The sequence below is a fragment of the Candidatus Flexicrinis affinis genome, assembly GCA_016716525.1.
GTDB lineage: Bacteria > Chloroflexota > Anaerolineae > Aggregatilineales > Phototrophicaceae > Flexicrinis > Flexicrinis affinis.
This window is the reverse complement of sequence record JADJWE010000010.1, coordinates 246600-263050: the sequence shown is the minus strand read 5'-3', so window position 1 is coordinate 263050 and position 16451 is coordinate 246600. Positions and strand designations below refer to the sequence as shown.

The following is a 16451-nucleotide window of genomic DNA, read 5'->3' as shown; positions in this document are numbered from 1 at the left end:
ATCCTACGCACAGGATAAAAGCCCCTCTCCCCTTGAGGGAGAGGGGTTTGGGGTGAGGGGGCGAGGGTCGCCCCTACGACACCCTCTGTGCCTCCTCTATCTTCTCGGACACGGCAGTGCCGTGTCCCTACGCATAGAATCGCCTACTTCGCGTTCCGCGCCCTCACCGACGCCAGAATCGACGGCGCGGCATACCAGTACGCGCCCTCGAAATCGCCCACTTCCTTCTTCTTCCCGCTCCACGACTCGATGTCGATGCGCATGACCGTCGTCCGGCGCAGTTCTTCGACCACCGGCGGGCGATAATCCTCGCCGGGGATCAGATGCGGCGCGTATTTGTCCAACAGCAGTTGCAGGGCTTCGGTCGCCTCGGCGTCGTCCTCGATCACGCATCCCGTGCCGAACACGGCCACGCCGGCATACTCGACGCTGAACTCCAACGCCTCGTCGGCAGGCAGCAGACGCCCCATCTCCATCACCGAAAAGCACACCCTGACCGGCTCTGGTTGCTCGAAGTTGGAACGCGTGCGCCCGGCCATTGCGGTGTGAATGTAGATGCAGTCGCGTTCGGCGTCATATACGAACAGGTTCGTGTTGACGAACGGCTGATCTCCGACCGCTGTCGCCGTGGTACCGACTGCCGCGCGCTGCAAGAACTCGACAATCCATGCGTCGTCTTCCACAGCGCGGTCGCGCCGCCGGACGTAGTTGACCTGCTCGTGTTTCGGATTTGCCATGTCTGCCTCGGTACGCGTGCGAATCGCTCAATGGGACTACAGTAGCACGGCCGACAACGGTTGAAACCTACCGCATCAGTCCAAATTGGCCGACCACACGCGGCGCCCCACGGCCGATCATCTGCTATGCTTGCAGTTATCCTGTCGGGTTCAGAGGCGCGTCCCATGGACTCTACGACCGAGATTCAGACGCTGCTCGCCGGCCAACCTCAGCCCGTATGCGCGCAGTTGACGCCATTCCGCGTCCTATTTGCAGACGGAGACGCCGGAATTGTGCGCGTCGAATTTTCCCCACAGCCGGCCTTTGAGAATCATTTTGGAAACATACAGGGCGGATTCAGCGTCGCCATGATGGATGTCGTCGTATCGCTAGCGGCGTTCGTCAAAACTCGCCAATGGATACCCACCGTCGAGATCAAGACCAGCTTCGTCACACCCATGCCCATCGCGCCGGCCGTCGGCGAGGGACAGGTACTGCGTTCGGGCCGAAGCGTGACGTTTGTCGAAGGCAAACTCTTCGCCGCCGACGGGACACTCGCTGTTCACGCGACTGCGACCCTTATGGCCGCGAAAACGTAGCAGAGGCTCCGCCTCCGCACCTCCGCAAGGGGTTTGCACCCCTTGACCCCATTACTGCGAATTCGATGCGCGTGCGCATCGAATTCGCGGAAAAGGGAGTCCAGAGGGCGAAAGCCTTCTGGCGAGGTTTGGGGCAGCGCCCCAACAATTCTCAGTCGACGGGGACGAGCAGTGTGAAGACCGTACCGCGCACCGGGTCTTGGTCGAACGTGACGGTGCCGCTCAGCATTTGGGCGCACCGCCGCGCGATGACGAGGCCGATGCCGGCGCCCTGAATCTCGCGGCTGTTGTCGCCGCGTTTGAACGGCTTGAACGCGACCGGCAAGTAGTCGTCTGGCAGGCCGGGGCCGTGGTCGGTGATGGTCGCTTCCAACAGGCCGTCGATGCGCCGCCGAAGCTGAATCGTCACTGCGCCGCCGATCGGGCCGTACTTCACCGCGTTGTCGATCAGTTGGGCCAGTGCGCGTTTCCAAAGCGTGCCGTCGAGCGTCACCCGATCGACCCCTTCGCTGTACGCCAAGTGAAAGTGCGGCAAGCGGGGGCTGTTGGCGAACTCCGAGATCAGTTCCTGCACCACTTCGCGCGCGTCGATCATCTCGCGGCGGACCGGGATCAGCGATGCGTCGAGGCGGCTGAGCAGGCGCAGTTTGTCGATGAATTCGGTCAGGTAATGGACCTGCGTGTGGATACGCCGGAAGTGCTCGTCGCGCTTGGTTTCGTTCAGCCTCAGATAGTAGCGTTCCAACATCGACGACGAGGACAGGATGACCGCCAGCGGCGTACGCAGCTCGTGCGACACATGCGCGACAAACTCCTCCGTGCGCTTGGCGATCGTTTCATCCAGCTCGGTGAGCATCTGATTGCGCTCGTGGTCGAGCTGTTCGCGCTGCGCGTCTACCCGCCCACTGGCATCGCGCAGGTGCAGCACCACCAGCTCGCGGCCAGCGATGTTGACGGGCGTGGCCGCGACATCGCACTCGACCGGGCTGTCGTCGGCGCGGCGGAACACCTGCGCCTCGGCCACTTGTCCGTCGAGGCGAAACCGGCGCGAGATCTGCGTGCGCAGGTTCGCCGTTCCCCACGGCAGCAGTTCCGAGAAATGCGCGGCGCGCACGGTGGCGCTCTCGTGGCCGAGCAGCGCGAGCGCGGCGGGGTTGGCGTCGGTGACTTTGCCTGTGCTCGCGTCCAATACGATGATCCCGTCAAGCGCCGCCTCGAGGTAAGCGGCAAGCCAAACTGGGACAGTCGTCGATGTACTGACGGCCTTGGGACGCGAGGAAGGGGGTTGGGTCATGAGGCCTTGATGCCGGATCGTACCGTACCGGGTCGATTGTAGTCGACTTGCGCCGGCGGTGCGATAACCGCGCGGCGCTGCAGCGTGGATGTTTCGACATTGATATATCGGCGTGCAAAAGGCGGTCGATCCGGGGCCGCCGTCTTGCTCTCCAGCTTGGTGACGGCGCGGCGATCTAACGGGCCGTGCCGGCAGCCCCGGACATGACTCAGGCTAGCATGGGCCGCTTTCGTCACGAGTCACGGACGTGCGCAAGTTTGTGCGCACAGATTTGCGCACGCATTTTCGGCCCAATTCGAGAGATAAATATAGAACATATTTTCCAATATGTGATACGATGTTGGCGTTTGAATTCTGTAATGTGATGATCAGGAGCGATCGATCATGGGCTACACCTCGGAAATGAAACCCGAAACCGCGCGGGTATTGGCCTATCTGCGCAAGTACGTCACGGAGCGTAAAGGCATGGCGCCAGCACTGAATGAAGTATCGAAGGCGTGCTATATGTCGATCAATCAGGTGCGCATCCACCTCGAAATCCTTGAGGCGCGCGGCCTGCTGCGCCGCGAACCGCGACGTGCCCGTGCAATCTGGCTGATCGACGACGCCGACGACTGACGAACCCGGACATGAGCCTGTGGTAAGACATTGGACTAACTTGGTATGTCGGCCTGTTGTACCATCGGTGGGTCCCGTTCTAAACCGATCCCGAGATTCCGCGTAATGGTCGCAGCTGCAGCCGAATTCGTGACGCAACGTCCCTATCAGTCCGACCGCCGGTCGCCCGTTCGCTTCATCTGGAGCCACGTCCGCCGTCAGCCGGTGCTTATCATCACCATGTTGATCGGGGCGATCAGCAACGCGGCGCTGGCTTCGGCCATACCCTATTTCACGGGGCAGGCGTTCAACGCCATGCTCGCCGACCAGACGCAGGCCGTCATGCAGACGATCGGCTCGATCGCGCTGGCGCTGTTTGCCTCGCAGCTCATTCGCAGCGTGCTGCAGCTCATGCGCAACGGCTCCGCCGAAACGTTCAGCCAGCGCCTCGAACGCGACGTCCGCGACGAGTTGTACGCCAGCCTGCTTGGCAAAAGCATGTCGTTCCACGATAGTCAGGCCGTGGGGGAGATCATGGCCCGCGTCACCAACGACGTGCGCGAGGTCAACTTCTTTATGAACCCCGGCATGAACCTGCTTATCGGAAGCAGCATGTTCCTGATCATGCCGATTATTTTCTCGCCGGGCATCCACCCCGCGCTGATCCTTACGCCGCTGACGTTTGTCAGCCTGCACATTATCGTCCAATACATCTTCGTCCGCCGTCTCCACCCGATCGCGCAGCAGGTGCGCCGCAACTTCGGCCTCATGAACGCCCGCTTGGCCGAGGCGCTCGACGGCCTGCAGATCATCAAGGGTTCTGCGCAGGAACAGCAGGAATCGGATCGCTTCGACGGCCTCGTGGACGAGGTCAAGAGCGCGTTCATCCGGCAGGGCCGAATCGAGGCGCAGTACTTCTCGAACCTGCTGCTGCCCCTGTCTATCGCCGCCGGCCTCATTCACTCGGCGCTGTTGTACCAGCAAGGGCTGATCGACATCGGCGGTATCGTCACCTACAACGGCCTGCTGTCGCTGTTCGGTTTCCCGGTGTTCACGTCGCTCAACTCGCTGTCGCGCCTCGCGCTCGGCCTCGCCAGCGCCCAACGCATTCTGGCGATCATCAACACCGAGACCGACCTCGACCGCAACGAAGCGGGGCACAGCGCGCCCGTCCACGGCGATGTCGTGTTCGAGCACGTCGACTTCGGCTACGACCCCGACAACCTTGTGCTCCACGACATCTCGTTCACTGCGCAGGCGGGCCAAACGGTCGCCATCGTCGGCCAGACAGGCGCGGGCAAGTCGACCGTCACCAAGCTCATCAACCGCATCTACGACACGCGCCGCGGCCGGGTCACCGTCGACGGCGTGGACGTGCGCCAGTGGAACCTGAAAGCCCTGCGCGCGCAGATCAGCATTATCGAGCAGGACATCTTCCTCTACAGCCGCACCATCGCCGAGAACATCGCCTTCGGCAAGCCCGACGCGTCGATGGAGGAGATTATCGAGGCCGCCAAGCAGGCGCAGGCGCATGACTTCATCACCGGCTTCGAGCACGGCTACGAGACGGTCATCGGCCAGCGCGGCGTGACCCTCTCCGGCGGGCAGCGCCAGCGCCTCGCCATCGCCCGCGCCTTCCTGACCAACCCGCCCATTCTGATCCTCGACGACTCCACCAGCGCCATCGACAGCGCCACCGAGGACCGAATCCAGCGCGCGATCTATGCCGCCGCCAAGGGCCGCACCACCCTCCTGATCACGCACCGTCTCAGCCAAATCCGCTGGGCCGATCACATTGTGGTGCTGCGCAACGGGCGCGTCGTGGCGCAAGGCGCGCATGAGCAGCTTCTGGCCGAGAGCGACGCCTACCGGCGCATCTTCGCGCGCTACGAAGGCGAATCGCAGAGCCCCGACGTCAGCGTCCAAACCGGCGCCGGCTAGCCTCTGCGTAGGTTGAACGCCCCCAGATTCTAACGCCGTGCTTGTTGGACCGTGTTAGAATCGGCGGGTATAATGAAATCAGGGTCGCAGTTGCGGCGTCGACAGTGAGTGGCGAGGATTTCCGCGTATGATCGAAGTAACGATAGACAGCGTGCGCGTCAGTTTGACGACGCAGCAGCGGATTGTGGTGCTGAAGGACAACACGTCCGACCGCTACCTTGCCATCTTCATCGGGCCGTTCGAGGCGGACGCAATCACCTACGAGCTGCAGGAGATCGCGCAGCGCCGGCCGCTGACCCACGACCTGCTCAAGACCGTCATCGAGGAATTGGGCGGAACGCTGGCGTACGTGCTCATCAGCGACATCAAGGACGACATCTATTTCGCCCGTCTGGTCATCAACCTCGGTGACGACCGCCGCGTCGAGATCGACAGCCGTTCGAGCGACGCCATTGCGTTGGCGGTGCGCGTCCGCGTGCCGATCTTCGTGGCCGAGTCGGTGCTGGATCGCGCTGGAATCCGCCCCGAGAGCGACATCGAAGTCGATGTCGAAGCCGAGGACGTGGAAACCGACGAGCCGCCGGTCGATACCCGCAAGCTCAGCGCGTTCGCCGATTTTCTCGATACGCTCGATCTCGAAGACTTGGGCGACGACGACAAGTAAGCCATTTCGCACCATTCTCGCAGTTCGTGTGGGCGGCCCGCGTGGCCGCCCGCCGTATTCGTGTCGACCATGACTGACTCTGTTCCCCGCGGTACCTCAAACGAATTGTCCGTCCCTGCCTCGATCGAGGCGGAGCAGGCGCTGCTTGGCGCGGTGTTGATCGCGCCGGCGTCGTACATCAATGTCGCTTCGTACGTGCGCGAGGACGACTTTTTCCTGCTGCGCCACCAGCACATCTGGGCCGCGATGAGCCGGCTGTCCGAGCGCCGCGAGCCGATCGACTTGCTGACCGTGTCCGAAGAGCTGGACGCGGCCCAACAGTTGGGAATCATCGGCGGGGCGGCCTATCTGGCGCAGCTTGCCAACAGCTCGCCCACCTCGATCCATGCCGAGTTCTACGCGCAGTTGGTTGAACGCGCCGCCGTGCGCCGCCGCCTGCTCAAGGCCGCCGACGAGATGAAAGCCGTCGCCGCCGACGAAACGCTCGACCTCGACAGCGTCATCGGCAAGGCCGAGACCGCGCTCTACAACGTCACGGATCGCCAGATCCGGCGCGATTTCATTCAGATGGACGAGGCGGTCAACCAGTACTTCGACCGCATCGAGCACCTCATCAACAACCCGCACGACCAGTACGGCGTGCCCAGCGGCTTTCAGGACCTCGATCAACTGCTGGGCGGCTTCCAGCGCACCGACCTCGTCATCTTCGCGGGACGCCCCGGCATGGGTAAGACATCGTTCTTGCTCTCGGCGGCGCTCAATGCCGCGCGCCTCAACCGCACGATTGCCGTGTTCAGCATGGAAATGGGCAGCGATCAGCTCGTGCAGCGTCTGGTGTCGATGGAGACCGGCATAAACAGTCAGGCGCTCCGGCTTGGCCGCCTGACGCAGGGCGAATACCAACGGTTTGTCGAGGCGGCAGGGCGGCTCAGCCGTCTGCCGATCTTCTTCGATCAGACCAGCCAGCTCACGCCCATCGAACTGCGCACGAAGTGCCGCCGCTTGCAGCACGAGTTCGGCCTCGATATGGTGGTCATCGACTACCTGCAGCTCATGTCCGCCGGCGGCAATTTCCAGAATAACCGCGTGCAGGAAATCAGCTACATCAGCCGCGCGCTGAAGGAACTTGCCCGCGAATTGAACGTGCCGCTGTTCAGCGCGTCCCAGCTTTCGCGCGCGGTCGAGAGCCGGCAGGACAAGCGCCCGCAGCTTTCCGACCTGCGCGAGTCCGGTTGTTTGTCCGGCGACGCGCGGGTCACGATGGCCGACGGCACGACCCTGCCGATCCGCGCGCTGGCGGGGCGTTCGGGCTTCGCCGTCCGCGCGCTCAACATCGAGACGCACGCATTCGAGCGTGCCGAGGTCAGTGCGGCGTTCTGCACCGGGATCAAGCCGGTCTTCCGCCTGATCACGGCGGACGGGCGGACGATCCGCGCCACGGCCAACCACAAATTCCTGACGCCGGACGGCTGGACACGCCTCGATGCCCTGCGAACGGGTATGTCGATTGCCGTGCCCATGGCGGTCGAGGCGCGCGCGGTCGAACCGGCCGGATTCGCCGCCCCGCGGCAGACGTCTGCTGCACCCGTCGCCGCCGCATGGGAATCCATCGCGGAGATCGCCGCCGAGGGCTGGACGGACGTCTACGACCTCACCGTGCCGGGGCATCACAACTTCGTCGCCAACGACATCGTCGTTCACAACAGCATCGAGCAGGACGCCGACGTGGTGATGTTCCTCTACCGCGACTCGGTCTACAACCGGGAGACGGAGTTCCCCAATCAGGCCGACGTGATCGTCGCCAAGCACCGCAACGGCCGCACCGATACGGTACACTTGTACTTCGACTCGGCGCTGACCAAGTTCATGGACGCTGCGGTGAAGAAAGTCGACCTTGGGGATCAGCGATGACGCGAATCACACCCCCGTTCCCCGATGTGCTGGGCGCGTCCGGCCTGCCGGATGCCATTCCCGGCGGCCTGTTGTCCGCGATCGATTCGCTGGCCGAACTCAAGATGACCCTGTTCTGCATCTGGGCCTTCAGCCAGCATGACCCGGTCGGCGGGCTGTATTGGCTGCGCAAAGCCGACATCGACACGCACCGCAAAGTGCACGGGTTGGAGGAATCCGCCGCGGTCGAAGGGCTGGCGCGCGCCGTCGCACGCGGTACACTTCTGCCTGTCTACGCCAACGCGCCGGACGGCGGGATCGAACTGGTGTGGGTGCTGCATACGCCGGGCGCTTCGGCGGCCGTCGGCAGTGGGGACTGCGCCGCGCGCCTCGACGCGGCCGGCCAATTGATCATCCTGCCGCCGCGCCCCAGCGTGTTCAAACTGTACGAAGAAAACATCGGCCCGCTCACCGGCTTGATCGGCGAGGAACTGGTGGCGCTCAGCGACGACTTCAGCGAAGCGTGGCTGCGCGAGGCAATCCAGATCGCCGTCGAGCGCGAAAAGCGCAGTCTGGCGTATGTTCGGGGGGTGCTGCGGCGCTGGCGCAAGGAGGGTAAGCGGCGTGAGGCGGATCAACGATCTTCTGAGCGGGATGGGCGCACCGCAACCGGAAAATATGCAGAGTACTTCGAGCGCTGATCTTGCCGCGGGCGGCCCGTGCGCGCTGTGCGGCGCGGCCGACTCGATCTGTCAGGGGCTGGGCGTTATCCGCTACGACGTCCCGATGGACGACCCGCGCTGGGGCAAGCTGCACCGCTGCCCGAATTTCCCCGTCGAGCGCGATGTCGAACGCCAGAACCGCCTGCGTGCGCTGAGCAATCTCGACGCCCTTTCGGACAAGACCTTCGCCGCCTTCCAGACCGAGCTCCCCATGCATACTCCGGCCGAGCGCGGTTCGCTGGCGATGGCGCTCAGCGTCGCCCGCAGCTTTGCCGACAACCCCGCCGGCAAGTGGATTCTGCTGCAAGGCCCGTACGGATGCGGCAAGACCCACCTCGCCGCCGCTATCGGCTTGCAGCGGCTTCAACACGGCGATGTCGTCCTGTTCATCACCACGCCCGACCTGCTCGATCACCTGCGCGTGAGCTACGGCGAGGAAGCCGACGGCGGCTACGACGAGACGTTCGACCGCATCCGCGGCTGCGACCTGCTCATCCTCGACGACCTCGGCGTCGAGAACCCGAGCGCATGGGCGAAAGAGAAGCTGTTCCAGCTTCTGAATCACCGCTACATGCACCGACTTCCGACGGTCATCACCACCAATGCCGAACTGGAACGGCTCGACCCGCGCATCAGCTCGCGCCTGCACGACGTCGACCACGCCAGTCGCGTGATCATCGACGCGCCGGATTACCGCAACACCGACGTCGACCAGCGCGACCACCTGACCAGCAGCCTATCGCTCCACCGCGAACAGACCTTCGAAACGTTCGACTCGAGAAGCGGCCTGTCTGTCGAAGAACAGCGCAACCTCGTCAACGTCGCCAACGCGGCTGTCGCCTATGCGCAGAACCCCAACGGTCGCTGGCTCGTGCTGGCGGGCGGCCCCGGCACCGGCAAGACGCATCTCGCCGCCGCTATCGGCTTGTATCGCGAACAGATGCGCGACGACGTGTTCTTTATCACCGTGTCGGACCTGCTCGACGACCTGCGCACGACCTTCTCGCCCGGCGCCGCCTCGACCTTCGACCAACGGTTCAACAAGGTCAAGAACGTCGGCCTGCTGATCCTCGACGACTTGAGCAGCACCGGCCATACCGAATGGGCTCGCGAGAAACTGTTCCAGCTCATCGACTACCGCTACGTCAAACGCCTTCCGACGGTCGTCACGCTGGGCGATTTCGAGCGCCTCAACGAGCGCCTGCAGGTCCGCTTGCTGGACGAACGGCTGTGCGCGCGCTTCGAAGTGACCGTCCCTCCGTACGTCATGCGCCAACGCCGGAGATAACGCGGCCGATGGTGAGCAGCGTCACGCCGTTGACGGTCGTCCCCTACGAGCGCCGGTACCGTGCCGAAGTGCTCGACCTGATTAGCTACAGCTATCAGCGGCACGTGCATCTCGACTGGTACGACGCCGACGAGTGGCTCGACCATATCGGCGGAATCGTCCAGTTGGCGTGGCGCGGGACGCATCTGGTCGGCATGCTCGGCGCATCCTATCCGACCGATGGCATGGCGTGGTTGAGGCTGGCCGCGCTGGCCGACGGCGTCCACGAGCAGGAGGTCATGGATCGCCTGTGGGTGCCGCTGGTCGATGCGATGGTGGTCGCTGGCGTCCGCCAGTGCTGGGTGTTGGCGCTCGAGCCGTGGCTCGACTACGCGCTGGCCCCGCTCGGCTTGCGACAGGTCGAAATGCTGGTCACACTGCGCCGCGAGGGCGCTGCGCTCCCGCCCGTCGACTCCCATGGCGTGACGCTCCACACCGCGACGATCGACGATGTGGAAGAAATGACCGCTATCGACCAAGCCGCCTTTGCGCCGCCGTACCCGATGAGCGCGCACGACATGCGGCGGGCGTACCGGACGTCCGCGATCTCCACCGTCGCGCGCCTCGATGGCCGGATGGTCGGCTTCCAGATCAGCACGCGGCACGGCGATCAGGGGCATCTGGCCCGGCTTGCCGTCCTGCCCGAGCTGCAGGGCCACGGCATCGGCGTGCTGCTCACGCGCGAGTGCGTGGCGGCTTTCCTGCGCCGCCAAGTCGACGCCGTGTCGGTCAATACGCAGGCCAGCAATACGCGCTCACTCAAGACCTACCAAGCCCTCGGCTTCGCACGCACCGGCTACGATCTCCCGATCTACGCCGCGACGTTCGCGTAGGGTTGACCTGAGACAGCCTCGCCCGCCCCAGCGCGCGAAGTTTGGGCGTGCGCGTATTCCACGCGGCGGGCGACTCGGCGGATCGCCCCTACATTCAATTTGCGCCCGCGTTTGTGCCCGGGCACGGAAACCGCAAATCGTCTCGATGTGGTAGGGAAGGGGGCGTGCCCCGTCCGGCGTGAGGCGGAGAGGGATATCGGGGTGAGGTTCGGCGCGGGCGACCCGGCGGGTCGCCCCTACAGACCGCCACTGTGTGCTGTGTACCCGTTCTTGCCCTTACTCATCACTCATCACTCCCGACTCATCACTGCCCTAAAGGCCGTACTTGAGCAGGGCTTTTTGCGTGACGCCGCGCGTCATCTCGAACAGCGCGGCATTGTCTTCGGTGCGTTCTTCGGCGCGGTTGCTCAACAGTCGCTGGATCTGCACTTGCAGCGTCTTGACGTTCTCCTCGGGCAGCACGATATCGTCGTGCAGCGCGATTCCGGCCACCACCAGCGGCAAGTACACGTCGGCGAAGGTCAACGGCCCGCCGTCCTGCAGCTTCGCCATCCAGTCCTCGGCGGCCTTTTCCAGCTCTTCGTCGGTGCCCAACTCGACACCTGCTGCCGCCTCGACGGTGTGCATCGCGTACAGCAGCGTATCTTGGAGCAGTGGATCGTAGCAGCGTTCGGGCAGGAACTTCGTCGCGAACCGCGCGATTCGGTCGTCGTCATCCATCAGCCGCAAAATTGCGTCAAGCCAATTCAGCCGGATCGGGGTTGTCAGCGATTTGGTCTGACGCTGCAGCAGCGGCGCAACCTCATATTCCGAGCGCGGCAAGTACGTGCGTCCGTAGGTCTGCTCGCCCGTACATGCGTATTCGACGATGTGCACCATCAGCCGCGCGATCAGCGACGCCTCGACGTCGGTTAGGCTGTAGCCGCCGTCGCGGAAGCGCGCCAATGTGCGCTGGGTCAGCGGCTCAAGCAGGCGCGTACGATCGAGCGAAGGCAGCAGATGTTCGAGCACCGCCGCCTTATGCCGTTGCAGCAGTACGCGCGAATCTTCGCGCAGGTCATGGCGTGACCACAGTGTGCGATAGTCGGCCTTGAGGTCGACCACCGCGCCGATTGTCCCTTCTTCGACTTTGAGCGTGGCCTCCAAGACCTGCCCGCCGCCGCCGAACAGTCCGCCTTTGCGCTGCACCGCGCCGAAGTAACGCAGCTTCTTAAGCGTTTCGATCTGCTGCTGCTGCTGGCGCGGGAGCACCGCCATCGACACCTCGCCGCCGCCGTCCTGCTTGCGGATGCGCGTCGCGCGGCCGTTCAACTTGGCCGACACCGAGATCGCGAGCTTGTAAACGCCCGGCACCGTAACCGGCATGGTCGTGACCGGCAGCGTCACCATACCGACCTCCGCCGCCTGCATGCCGATCGCCAGCCGCTGCGACTTCGCGATGAAACGCTTCGGTTTGCCGTCAAGGTCGCGCTCGGGCACTTCCAACGTCGTCAACACTTCGACCGGCGCATCGACCACGTTCTGCAGCACGACGACAACCGTCACAGCGCGCCCCGCCTTGACCGGGTTCGGCGCCAGCGCAATCACGGCCTGTACCGGGCCGAAGTCGGCGCGCAAGTTCTTCGAGATGTAGCCGAGGATATCCGGGAAATTCTGCGGGTCTGCCATAAGGTCGCTGCCGGGAGTCTAAAGAAGCACTATGCCGCTCAGTGTAACGCTATTCACGCGCACGTGTCTATAAATGAGGGACACGCCTGCAGAGGTTTCGCCTCCGCACCGCAAACAAGGGGTTTGCACCCGTCTCTGCCTCACCCCAAACCCCTCTCCCGAAGAGAGGGGCGGCCGAGTCCGGCGTGTTTTTCTCCCCTCTCCTCGGGAGAGGGGCCGGGGGTGAGGTCTGAGTGGAGTTAGGGCAGCGCCCGAAATGTCAGGCGTGAACGGCTTCCGTATCCGCGGGGGCGTAGACAGGCGGAGTGCCCGACGGCACGGTCGCGGTGAATGGTTTGCCCTCCTGCGCGCAGATGAGCTGGATCGCGGTGCGGCCGGACGCGGCGGCCATCGGCACACTGCCGCCCGGCTCGACCCACTGGCCGGCCATCCAGAAGTTCTTCAGGCCGGGCAGCGTGCGCTTGACGCCGAAGATCAGCATGCGCATCGTTTCCGGCGTGAGGAGCCAACCGCATGTCGCGCCCTGCCAGTTGCCGGTGAATCGTTCATAAGTCAGCGGCGTGGCCTCATCCTTGAACTCGACGTCGGCGGTGATGCCGGGATGCCACGCCTCGATCCGTGCCAGCAGCAGATCGGTCACCTGCCGCTGTTCGGTGTCGTACAGACGCCGGCCGTGGATGTTGTCCCAGTAGTGGTAGTCCGAGCGCATCATCACCTGCACGACCGACTTGCCTTCCGGCGCCAGTGTCGGGTCGAAGCTGTAGTGTTTGACGCCGATCTCACTGCGCGGGTCGCCGATCAGCGTCATCGGCTTGTCGAGCAGGTAGGTTGTCCAATGCGGATGCTCGCGCATATCGCGTTTGACACCGAGCGAGACCTGTACCTGCGTGTGCATCGGCAGGTGACCGTCATACATCCGGCGCACCTTGGCGTCGGCGTACTCGCCGTCCAACAGGTGAAAGATCGTGCGCCGTCCGTCCGCAGCGGAGATGACATAGTCGGCCTCGATCTCCCGGTCGTCGTACAGGCGCACGCCGGCGGCACGCCCGTCGCGCGTAAGGATGCGCTCGACCTGCGCGTTGTACTCGACGCGCCCTCCCAGCGCCAGGAAGCGCTTTTCGATCGCCTGCGCGAACTCCAGCGAGCCGCCCTGCGGGTAGGCGGCGTTGCCGGTATGTTGATAGGCCAACAGCATCATGCCCATCATCACCGGCGCGTCCTCCCACGAGAACATCTGCGGGACGGCGCGGCGTAGGAACGGGTCGCGGAAGCGCTGGGCGAACTGCTTGGCCGAGATGCCCCAGCGCAGCATGGCGGGCAGGAACGGCATCATCTTCATGCCGAACCGCCGCCACTCGTTGCCCGTCATCAGATTGCGCGGCCTGTCGTACAACACACCGAGATCGAACGTCTGGAAGTGACGAATTCCCCGGCACAGCGCCTTGATCGGGCCGGCATCCTGCGGCGACAGTTCGAGCATGTGCGCTTCGAGCTGGTCCGGGTCGGCGTACACGATCAGCGTGCGCTGGCCGTCGGTGATGTGCTGATACTCGGTATGAGAGATCATCGTGCGGCCCTGAATCGCGCCGAGTTCCTCCCACATGCGGTAGAACGAATTGCCCGGCGCCGTGCCGAACAGGTAGTGGATACAGCCGTCGAAGATGTAGTCCTTGCGCTTCCACGACATGCACAGGCCGCCGGGCAGGGTGTGCTGCTCGAGGATTTGCACGTCGTAGCCGTTCATGCGGGCATAGCATCCGGCCGCAAGACCGGCGATCCCCGCGCCGATGATCAGAATGCGTTTCTCCGCCACGAGCGATTCGCTTTCTGCCGGGAGGCGCGCCGAAATATAGGCGTCCCGGCCTGAGTTACCCCCAGTGACCAGCGTAGCCCCGAAGTTGTCGCACTCTGTAGTGCCGAATGGCCCCCGTCCGGCGTGATGTTTCGCAGTGGTTTGCAGAGGCTTCGCCTCCGCACCTCCACAAGGGGTTTGCACCCCTTGACCCCATTACGGCAAATTCGATGCGCACGCGCATCGAATTTGCGGAAAAGGGAGGCCAGAGGGCGAAAGCCTTCTGGCGGGGTTTGGGGCAGCGCCCCAGTTTTCTACACCCGCCTCGCCATGCGCAGCGACAGCGCCTCGAACCCGTGCCGCTCATAGAAAGCGATGGCGCGTTCGTTGAAGGCAGCGACGCCCAGCGAGATCGTCTCCGCCCCGCGCTCGCGGGCGACAGCAAGCGCGGCCTCCAGCAGCAGACGCCCCACCCCTTGCCCCTCGTATTCCATCTCGACAGACATCTGATCGATGTGGAAATTCGGCGTGCTGTACACGAACGGGTTGTCCGGAATCGTCTGCACAAAGGCGAGGATGTAGCCCACCGGCGTGTCGCCGTCGTAGGCGATGGCGACATAAGCGTTCTCGTCCATCAAGTGCTGCGCGTGCCACGCGATCACCTCGGACTGGTCGGGCCGAATCGGTTTATAGCGCGCCGGCAGCGCGTCGACGTGAAGCTGATGCACGCGCAAGTTGAGGCGTGCCAGCACGGCGGCATCTTCGAGTCGGGCAGGGCGAACCACAATGGACATCGGCATGACCTCGAGATTTCCAGACCGAAAGCGGCACGCTCACAACAGCTTGACCATCGTATGCGAAAGACGCTCAAACCCGTGGCGCTCGTAGAAGGCGATCGCGCGCGTGTTGAAGTCATGCACCACCAACTGAACGCGCTGCGCCTTGCGCTCGTGCGCGACATCCAGCGCCCACTCGAGCAGGCGGCGGCCCACACCCTTACCTTCGTACGCCTGTTCGACCGAAATCTGCTCGATGACGAGCGACGTCGAACCGAACACCAGTGGATGGTCGAGCGCCATGTGCAGCGAACACGCCGCGTACCCGACCGGCATGTCGCCGTCAAAGGCGATGGCGATCGGGTTCAGCGGACTGTCGAGCATCGACTCGTACCACGCGGTCACCGCCGGGTTGTCGGGGTGGAGCGCCTTGAAGCGCCACGGATAGGCGTCTGCGTGCGCCCGGAGCACACGCATCGTCAGCCGCGTGAGTACCGGCGCGTCCTCGCGCACGGCCGGGCGGATGGTGAGGGTCATAGGCGGCCTACTCCGGCTACGCCCCCGGCACCGGGCGCGGATTGCGCTCTTTGAAGCCCCACTGGTGCCAGTACGGGTATGCCGGCGGCGTAGCGCTGGCGGTGTCCAGCTTGTCGACCTGCTCGGCCGTCAGGTTCCAGTCGATTGCGCCGAGGTTGGACATCAACTGCTCTTCGTTGCGCGCGCCGAACACCAGCGTGCTGACCGTCGGGCGCTGCAAGCACCAGTTGAGCGCGACCTGCGCGACCGTCTTGCCGGTTTCCGCGGCAATCTCGTCGAGCGCGTCGATGACACGGTACAGGCGCTCCTCCGGCACGGCCGGCCCCTCGCCGCCGATCTGCCCGACGCGCGTGTTCGGTCCCGCCGCTTGGCCGCGCCGGATTTTTCCGCTCAGCCGCCCGCCGCCCAGCGGGCTCCACACCAGCGTGCCGACCTTCTGATCGAGCGCCAGCGGCATCAGTTCCCACTCGTAGTCGCGGCAGATCAGCGAGTAGTACGCCTGATGCCCGACATAGCGCGACCATCCGTAGCGTTCGCTGATCGAGAGCGACTTCATCAGGTGCCAGCCTGAGAAGTTCGAGCACGCCAGATAGCGCACCTTGCCGCTCTGTACCAACGACTCGAGCGTCGACAGCACTTCCTCGACCGGGGTCTTAGCGTCGAAGCCGTGCATGGTGTAAATGTCGATATAGTCGGTCTGCAGGCGGCGCAGGCTCCCCTCGACCGACTTAATCAGGTGAAAGCGAGACGATCCGACGTTGTTGGGGTCGGTGTCGTCCATGCGGAAGGTCGCCTTAGTCGAGATCAGCACCTTGTCGCGCTTGCCGGCCAGCGCATGGCCGAGGATTTCTTCCGACGCCCCGCGCGAGTACACGTCGGCGGTATCGAACAGGGTCACGCCGTGGTCGATGCAAATGTCGACCAGCCGCTTGGCCTCGGCGACGTCGGTGTTGCCCCACGCGCTGAAGAAGTTGCCGCGTCCGCCAAACGTGCCGGTGCCGAATGCCAGCACGGGGACCTTGAGTCCCGATCCACCAAGCAATCTGTGTTCCATGACCGCCTCCTCAAGAATAGCGATGAGTGGAGAGTGATGA

The 16451-nt window shown here is 64.1% G+C and carries 15 protein-coding genes; 8 read left to right on the top strand and 7 right to left on the bottom strand.

Features of this window, described 5'->3' with window-relative positions:
- Nucleotides 1-143: 143 nt before the first annotated feature.
- Nucleotides 144-737, bottom strand: a complete 594-nt coding sequence (locus IPM16_23350) for a pyridoxamine 5'-phosphate oxidase family protein (protein ID MBK9126044.1) — start codon at nucleotides 735-737, stop codon at nucleotides 144-146.
- A 165-nt stretch (nucleotides 738-902) separates the two neighbouring features.
- Here IPM16_23350 and IPM16_23345 point away from each other — a divergent pair, with 165 nt between their 5' ends.
- A complete protein-coding gene (locus IPM16_23345) occupies nucleotides 903-1316 on the top strand; it encodes a PaaI family thioesterase (protein MBK9126043.1) in 414 nt (137 codons plus the stop codon).
- A gap of 151 nt (nucleotides 1317-1467) precedes the next feature.
- Here the strand turns inward: IPM16_23345 and IPM16_23340 are convergent, their stop codons facing one another.
- Nucleotides 1468-2610 carry a PAS domain S-box protein gene (locus IPM16_23340; GenBank protein MBK9126042.1) on the bottom strand — a complete coding sequence of 381 codons (1143 nt, stop codon included), beginning with the start codon at nucleotides 2608-2610 and terminating at the stop codon, nucleotides 1468-1470.
- Nucleotides 2611-2994: 384 nt separating this feature from the next.
- Here IPM16_23340 and IPM16_23335 point away from each other — a divergent pair, with 384 nt between their 5' ends.
- The 7 genes from IPM16_23335 to IPM16_23305 all read left to right on the top strand — a co-directional run bounded on the left by IPM16_23335 (nucleotide 2995) and on the right by IPM16_23305 (nucleotide 10584).
- Complete coding sequence (locus tag IPM16_23335; protein MBK9126041.1) at nucleotides 2995-3228, top strand: hypothetical protein; 234 nt, start codon at nucleotides 2995-2997, stop codon at nucleotides 3226-3228.
- 105 nt (nucleotides 3229-3333) lie between these two features.
- On the top strand, nucleotides 3334-5148 hold the full coding sequence (locus IPM16_23330) for an ABC transporter ATP-binding protein (GenBank protein ID MBK9126040.1): 1815 nt from the start codon (nucleotides 3334-3336) through the stop codon (nucleotides 5146-5148).
- A 127-nt stretch (nucleotides 5149-5275) separates the two neighbouring features.
- Nucleotides 5276-5812, top strand: a complete 537-nt coding sequence (locus IPM16_23325) for a bifunctional nuclease family protein (protein ID MBK9126039.1) — start codon at nucleotides 5276-5278, stop codon at nucleotides 5810-5812.
- A gap of 69 nt (nucleotides 5813-5881) precedes the next feature.
- Nucleotides 5882-7723 (top strand): replicative DNA helicase, encoded by a 1842-nt coding sequence (gene dnaB, locus IPM16_23320; protein ID MBK9126038.1) that lies wholly within the window; start codon nucleotides 5882-5884, stop codon nucleotides 7721-7723.
- Entirely contained in the window at nucleotides 7720-8403 is a 684-nt protein-coding gene (locus tag IPM16_23315) for a DnaD domain protein (protein MBK9126037.1), read from the top strand. Before dnaB ends, IPM16_23315 begins: the two co-directional genes overlap by 4 nt.
- Nucleotides 8381-9712 (top strand): ATP-binding protein, encoded by a 1332-nt coding sequence (locus IPM16_23310; GenBank protein ID MBK9126036.1) that lies wholly within the window; start codon nucleotides 8381-8383, stop codon nucleotides 9710-9712. The genes IPM16_23315 and IPM16_23310 overlap by 23 nt, the downstream gene beginning before the upstream one ends.
- Before the next feature lie 8 nt (nucleotides 9713-9720).
- A complete protein-coding gene (locus tag IPM16_23305) occupies nucleotides 9721-10584 on the top strand; it encodes a GNAT family N-acetyltransferase (GenBank protein ID MBK9126035.1) in 864 nt (287 codons plus the stop codon).
- Nucleotides 10585-10896: 312 nt separating this feature from the next.
- On the opposite strand, the gene IPM16_23300 is transcribed toward IPM16_23305, so the two are convergent.
- The 5 genes from IPM16_23300 to IPM16_23280 form a co-directional block, all read right to left on the bottom strand.
- A complete protein-coding gene (locus tag IPM16_23300) occupies nucleotides 10897-12252 on the bottom strand; it encodes a hypothetical protein (protein MBK9126034.1) in 1356 nt (451 codons plus the stop codon).
- 259 nt (nucleotides 12253-12511) lie between these two features.
- Complete coding sequence (locus IPM16_23295) at nucleotides 12512-14065, bottom strand: NAD(P)/FAD-dependent oxidoreductase (GenBank protein ID MBK9126033.1); 1554 nt, start codon at nucleotides 14063-14065, stop codon at nucleotides 12512-12514.
- A gap of 293 nt (nucleotides 14066-14358) precedes the next feature.
- On the bottom strand, nucleotides 14359-14838 hold the full coding sequence (locus IPM16_23290) for a GNAT family N-acetyltransferase (GenBank protein MBK9126032.1): 480 nt from the start codon (nucleotides 14836-14838) through the stop codon (nucleotides 14359-14361).
- A gap of 39 nt (nucleotides 14839-14877) precedes the next feature.
- On the bottom strand, nucleotides 14878-15357 hold the full coding sequence (locus tag IPM16_23285) for a GNAT family N-acetyltransferase (protein MBK9126031.1): 480 nt from the start codon (nucleotides 15355-15357) through the stop codon (nucleotides 14878-14880).
- Between the two features lie 16 nt (nucleotides 15358-15373).
- On the bottom strand, nucleotides 15374-16411 hold the full coding sequence (locus tag IPM16_23280; protein ID MBK9126030.1) for an aldo/keto reductase: 1038 nt from the start codon (nucleotides 16409-16411) through the stop codon (nucleotides 15374-15376).
- Nucleotides 16412-16451: the final 40 nt, after the last annotated feature.

Excerpts from the sequence above, each read along its gene's own strand:
- IPM16_23350 (MBK9126044.1), bottom strand. The coding sequence starts at position 737 with ATGGCAAATCCGAAACACGAGCAGGTCAACTACGTCCGGCGGCGCGAC.
- IPM16_23345 (MBK9126043.1), top strand. The coding sequence starts at position 903 with ATGGACTCTACGACCGAGATTCAGACGCTGCTCGCCGGCCAACCTCAG.
- IPM16_23340 (MBK9126042.1), bottom strand. The coding sequence starts at position 2,610 with ATGACCCAACCCCCTTCCTCGCGTCCCAAGGCCGTCAGTACATCGACG.
- IPM16_23335 (MBK9126041.1), top strand. The coding sequence starts at position 2,995 with ATGGGCTACACCTCGGAAATGAAACCCGAAACCGCGCGGGTATTGGCC.
- IPM16_23330 (MBK9126040.1), top strand. The coding sequence starts at position 3,334 with ATGGTCGCAGCTGCAGCCGAATTCGTGACGCAACGTCCCTATCAGTCC.
- IPM16_23325 (MBK9126039.1), top strand. The coding sequence starts at position 5,276 with ATGATCGAAGTAACGATAGACAGCGTGCGCGTCAGTTTGACGACGCAG.
- dnaB (MBK9126038.1), top strand. The coding sequence starts at position 5,882 with ATGACTGACTCTGTTCCCCGCGGTACCTCAAACGAATTGTCCGTCCCT.
- IPM16_23315 (MBK9126037.1), top strand. The coding sequence starts at position 7,720 with ATGACGCGAATCACACCCCCGTTCCCCGATGTGCTGGGCGCGTCCGGC.
- IPM16_23310 (MBK9126036.1), top strand. The coding sequence starts at position 8,381 with ATGCAGAGTACTTCGAGCGCTGATCTTGCCGCGGGCGGCCCGTGCGCG.
- IPM16_23305 (MBK9126035.1), top strand. The coding sequence starts at position 9,721 with ATGGTGAGCAGCGTCACGCCGTTGACGGTCGTCCCCTACGAGCGCCGG.
- IPM16_23300 (MBK9126034.1), bottom strand. The coding sequence starts at position 12,252 with ATGGCAGACCCGCAGAATTTCCCGGATATCCTCGGCTACATCTCGAAG.
- IPM16_23290 (MBK9126032.1), bottom strand. The coding sequence starts at position 14,838 with ATGTCCATTGTGGTTCGCCCTGCCCGACTCGAAGATGCCGCCGTGCTG.
- IPM16_23285 (MBK9126031.1), bottom strand. The coding sequence starts at position 15,357 with ATGACCCTCACCATCCGCCCGGCCGTGCGCGAGGACGCGCCGGTACTC.
- IPM16_23280 (MBK9126030.1), bottom strand. The coding sequence starts at position 16,411 with ATGGAACACAGATTGCTTGGTGGATCGGGACTCAAGGTCCCCGTGCTG.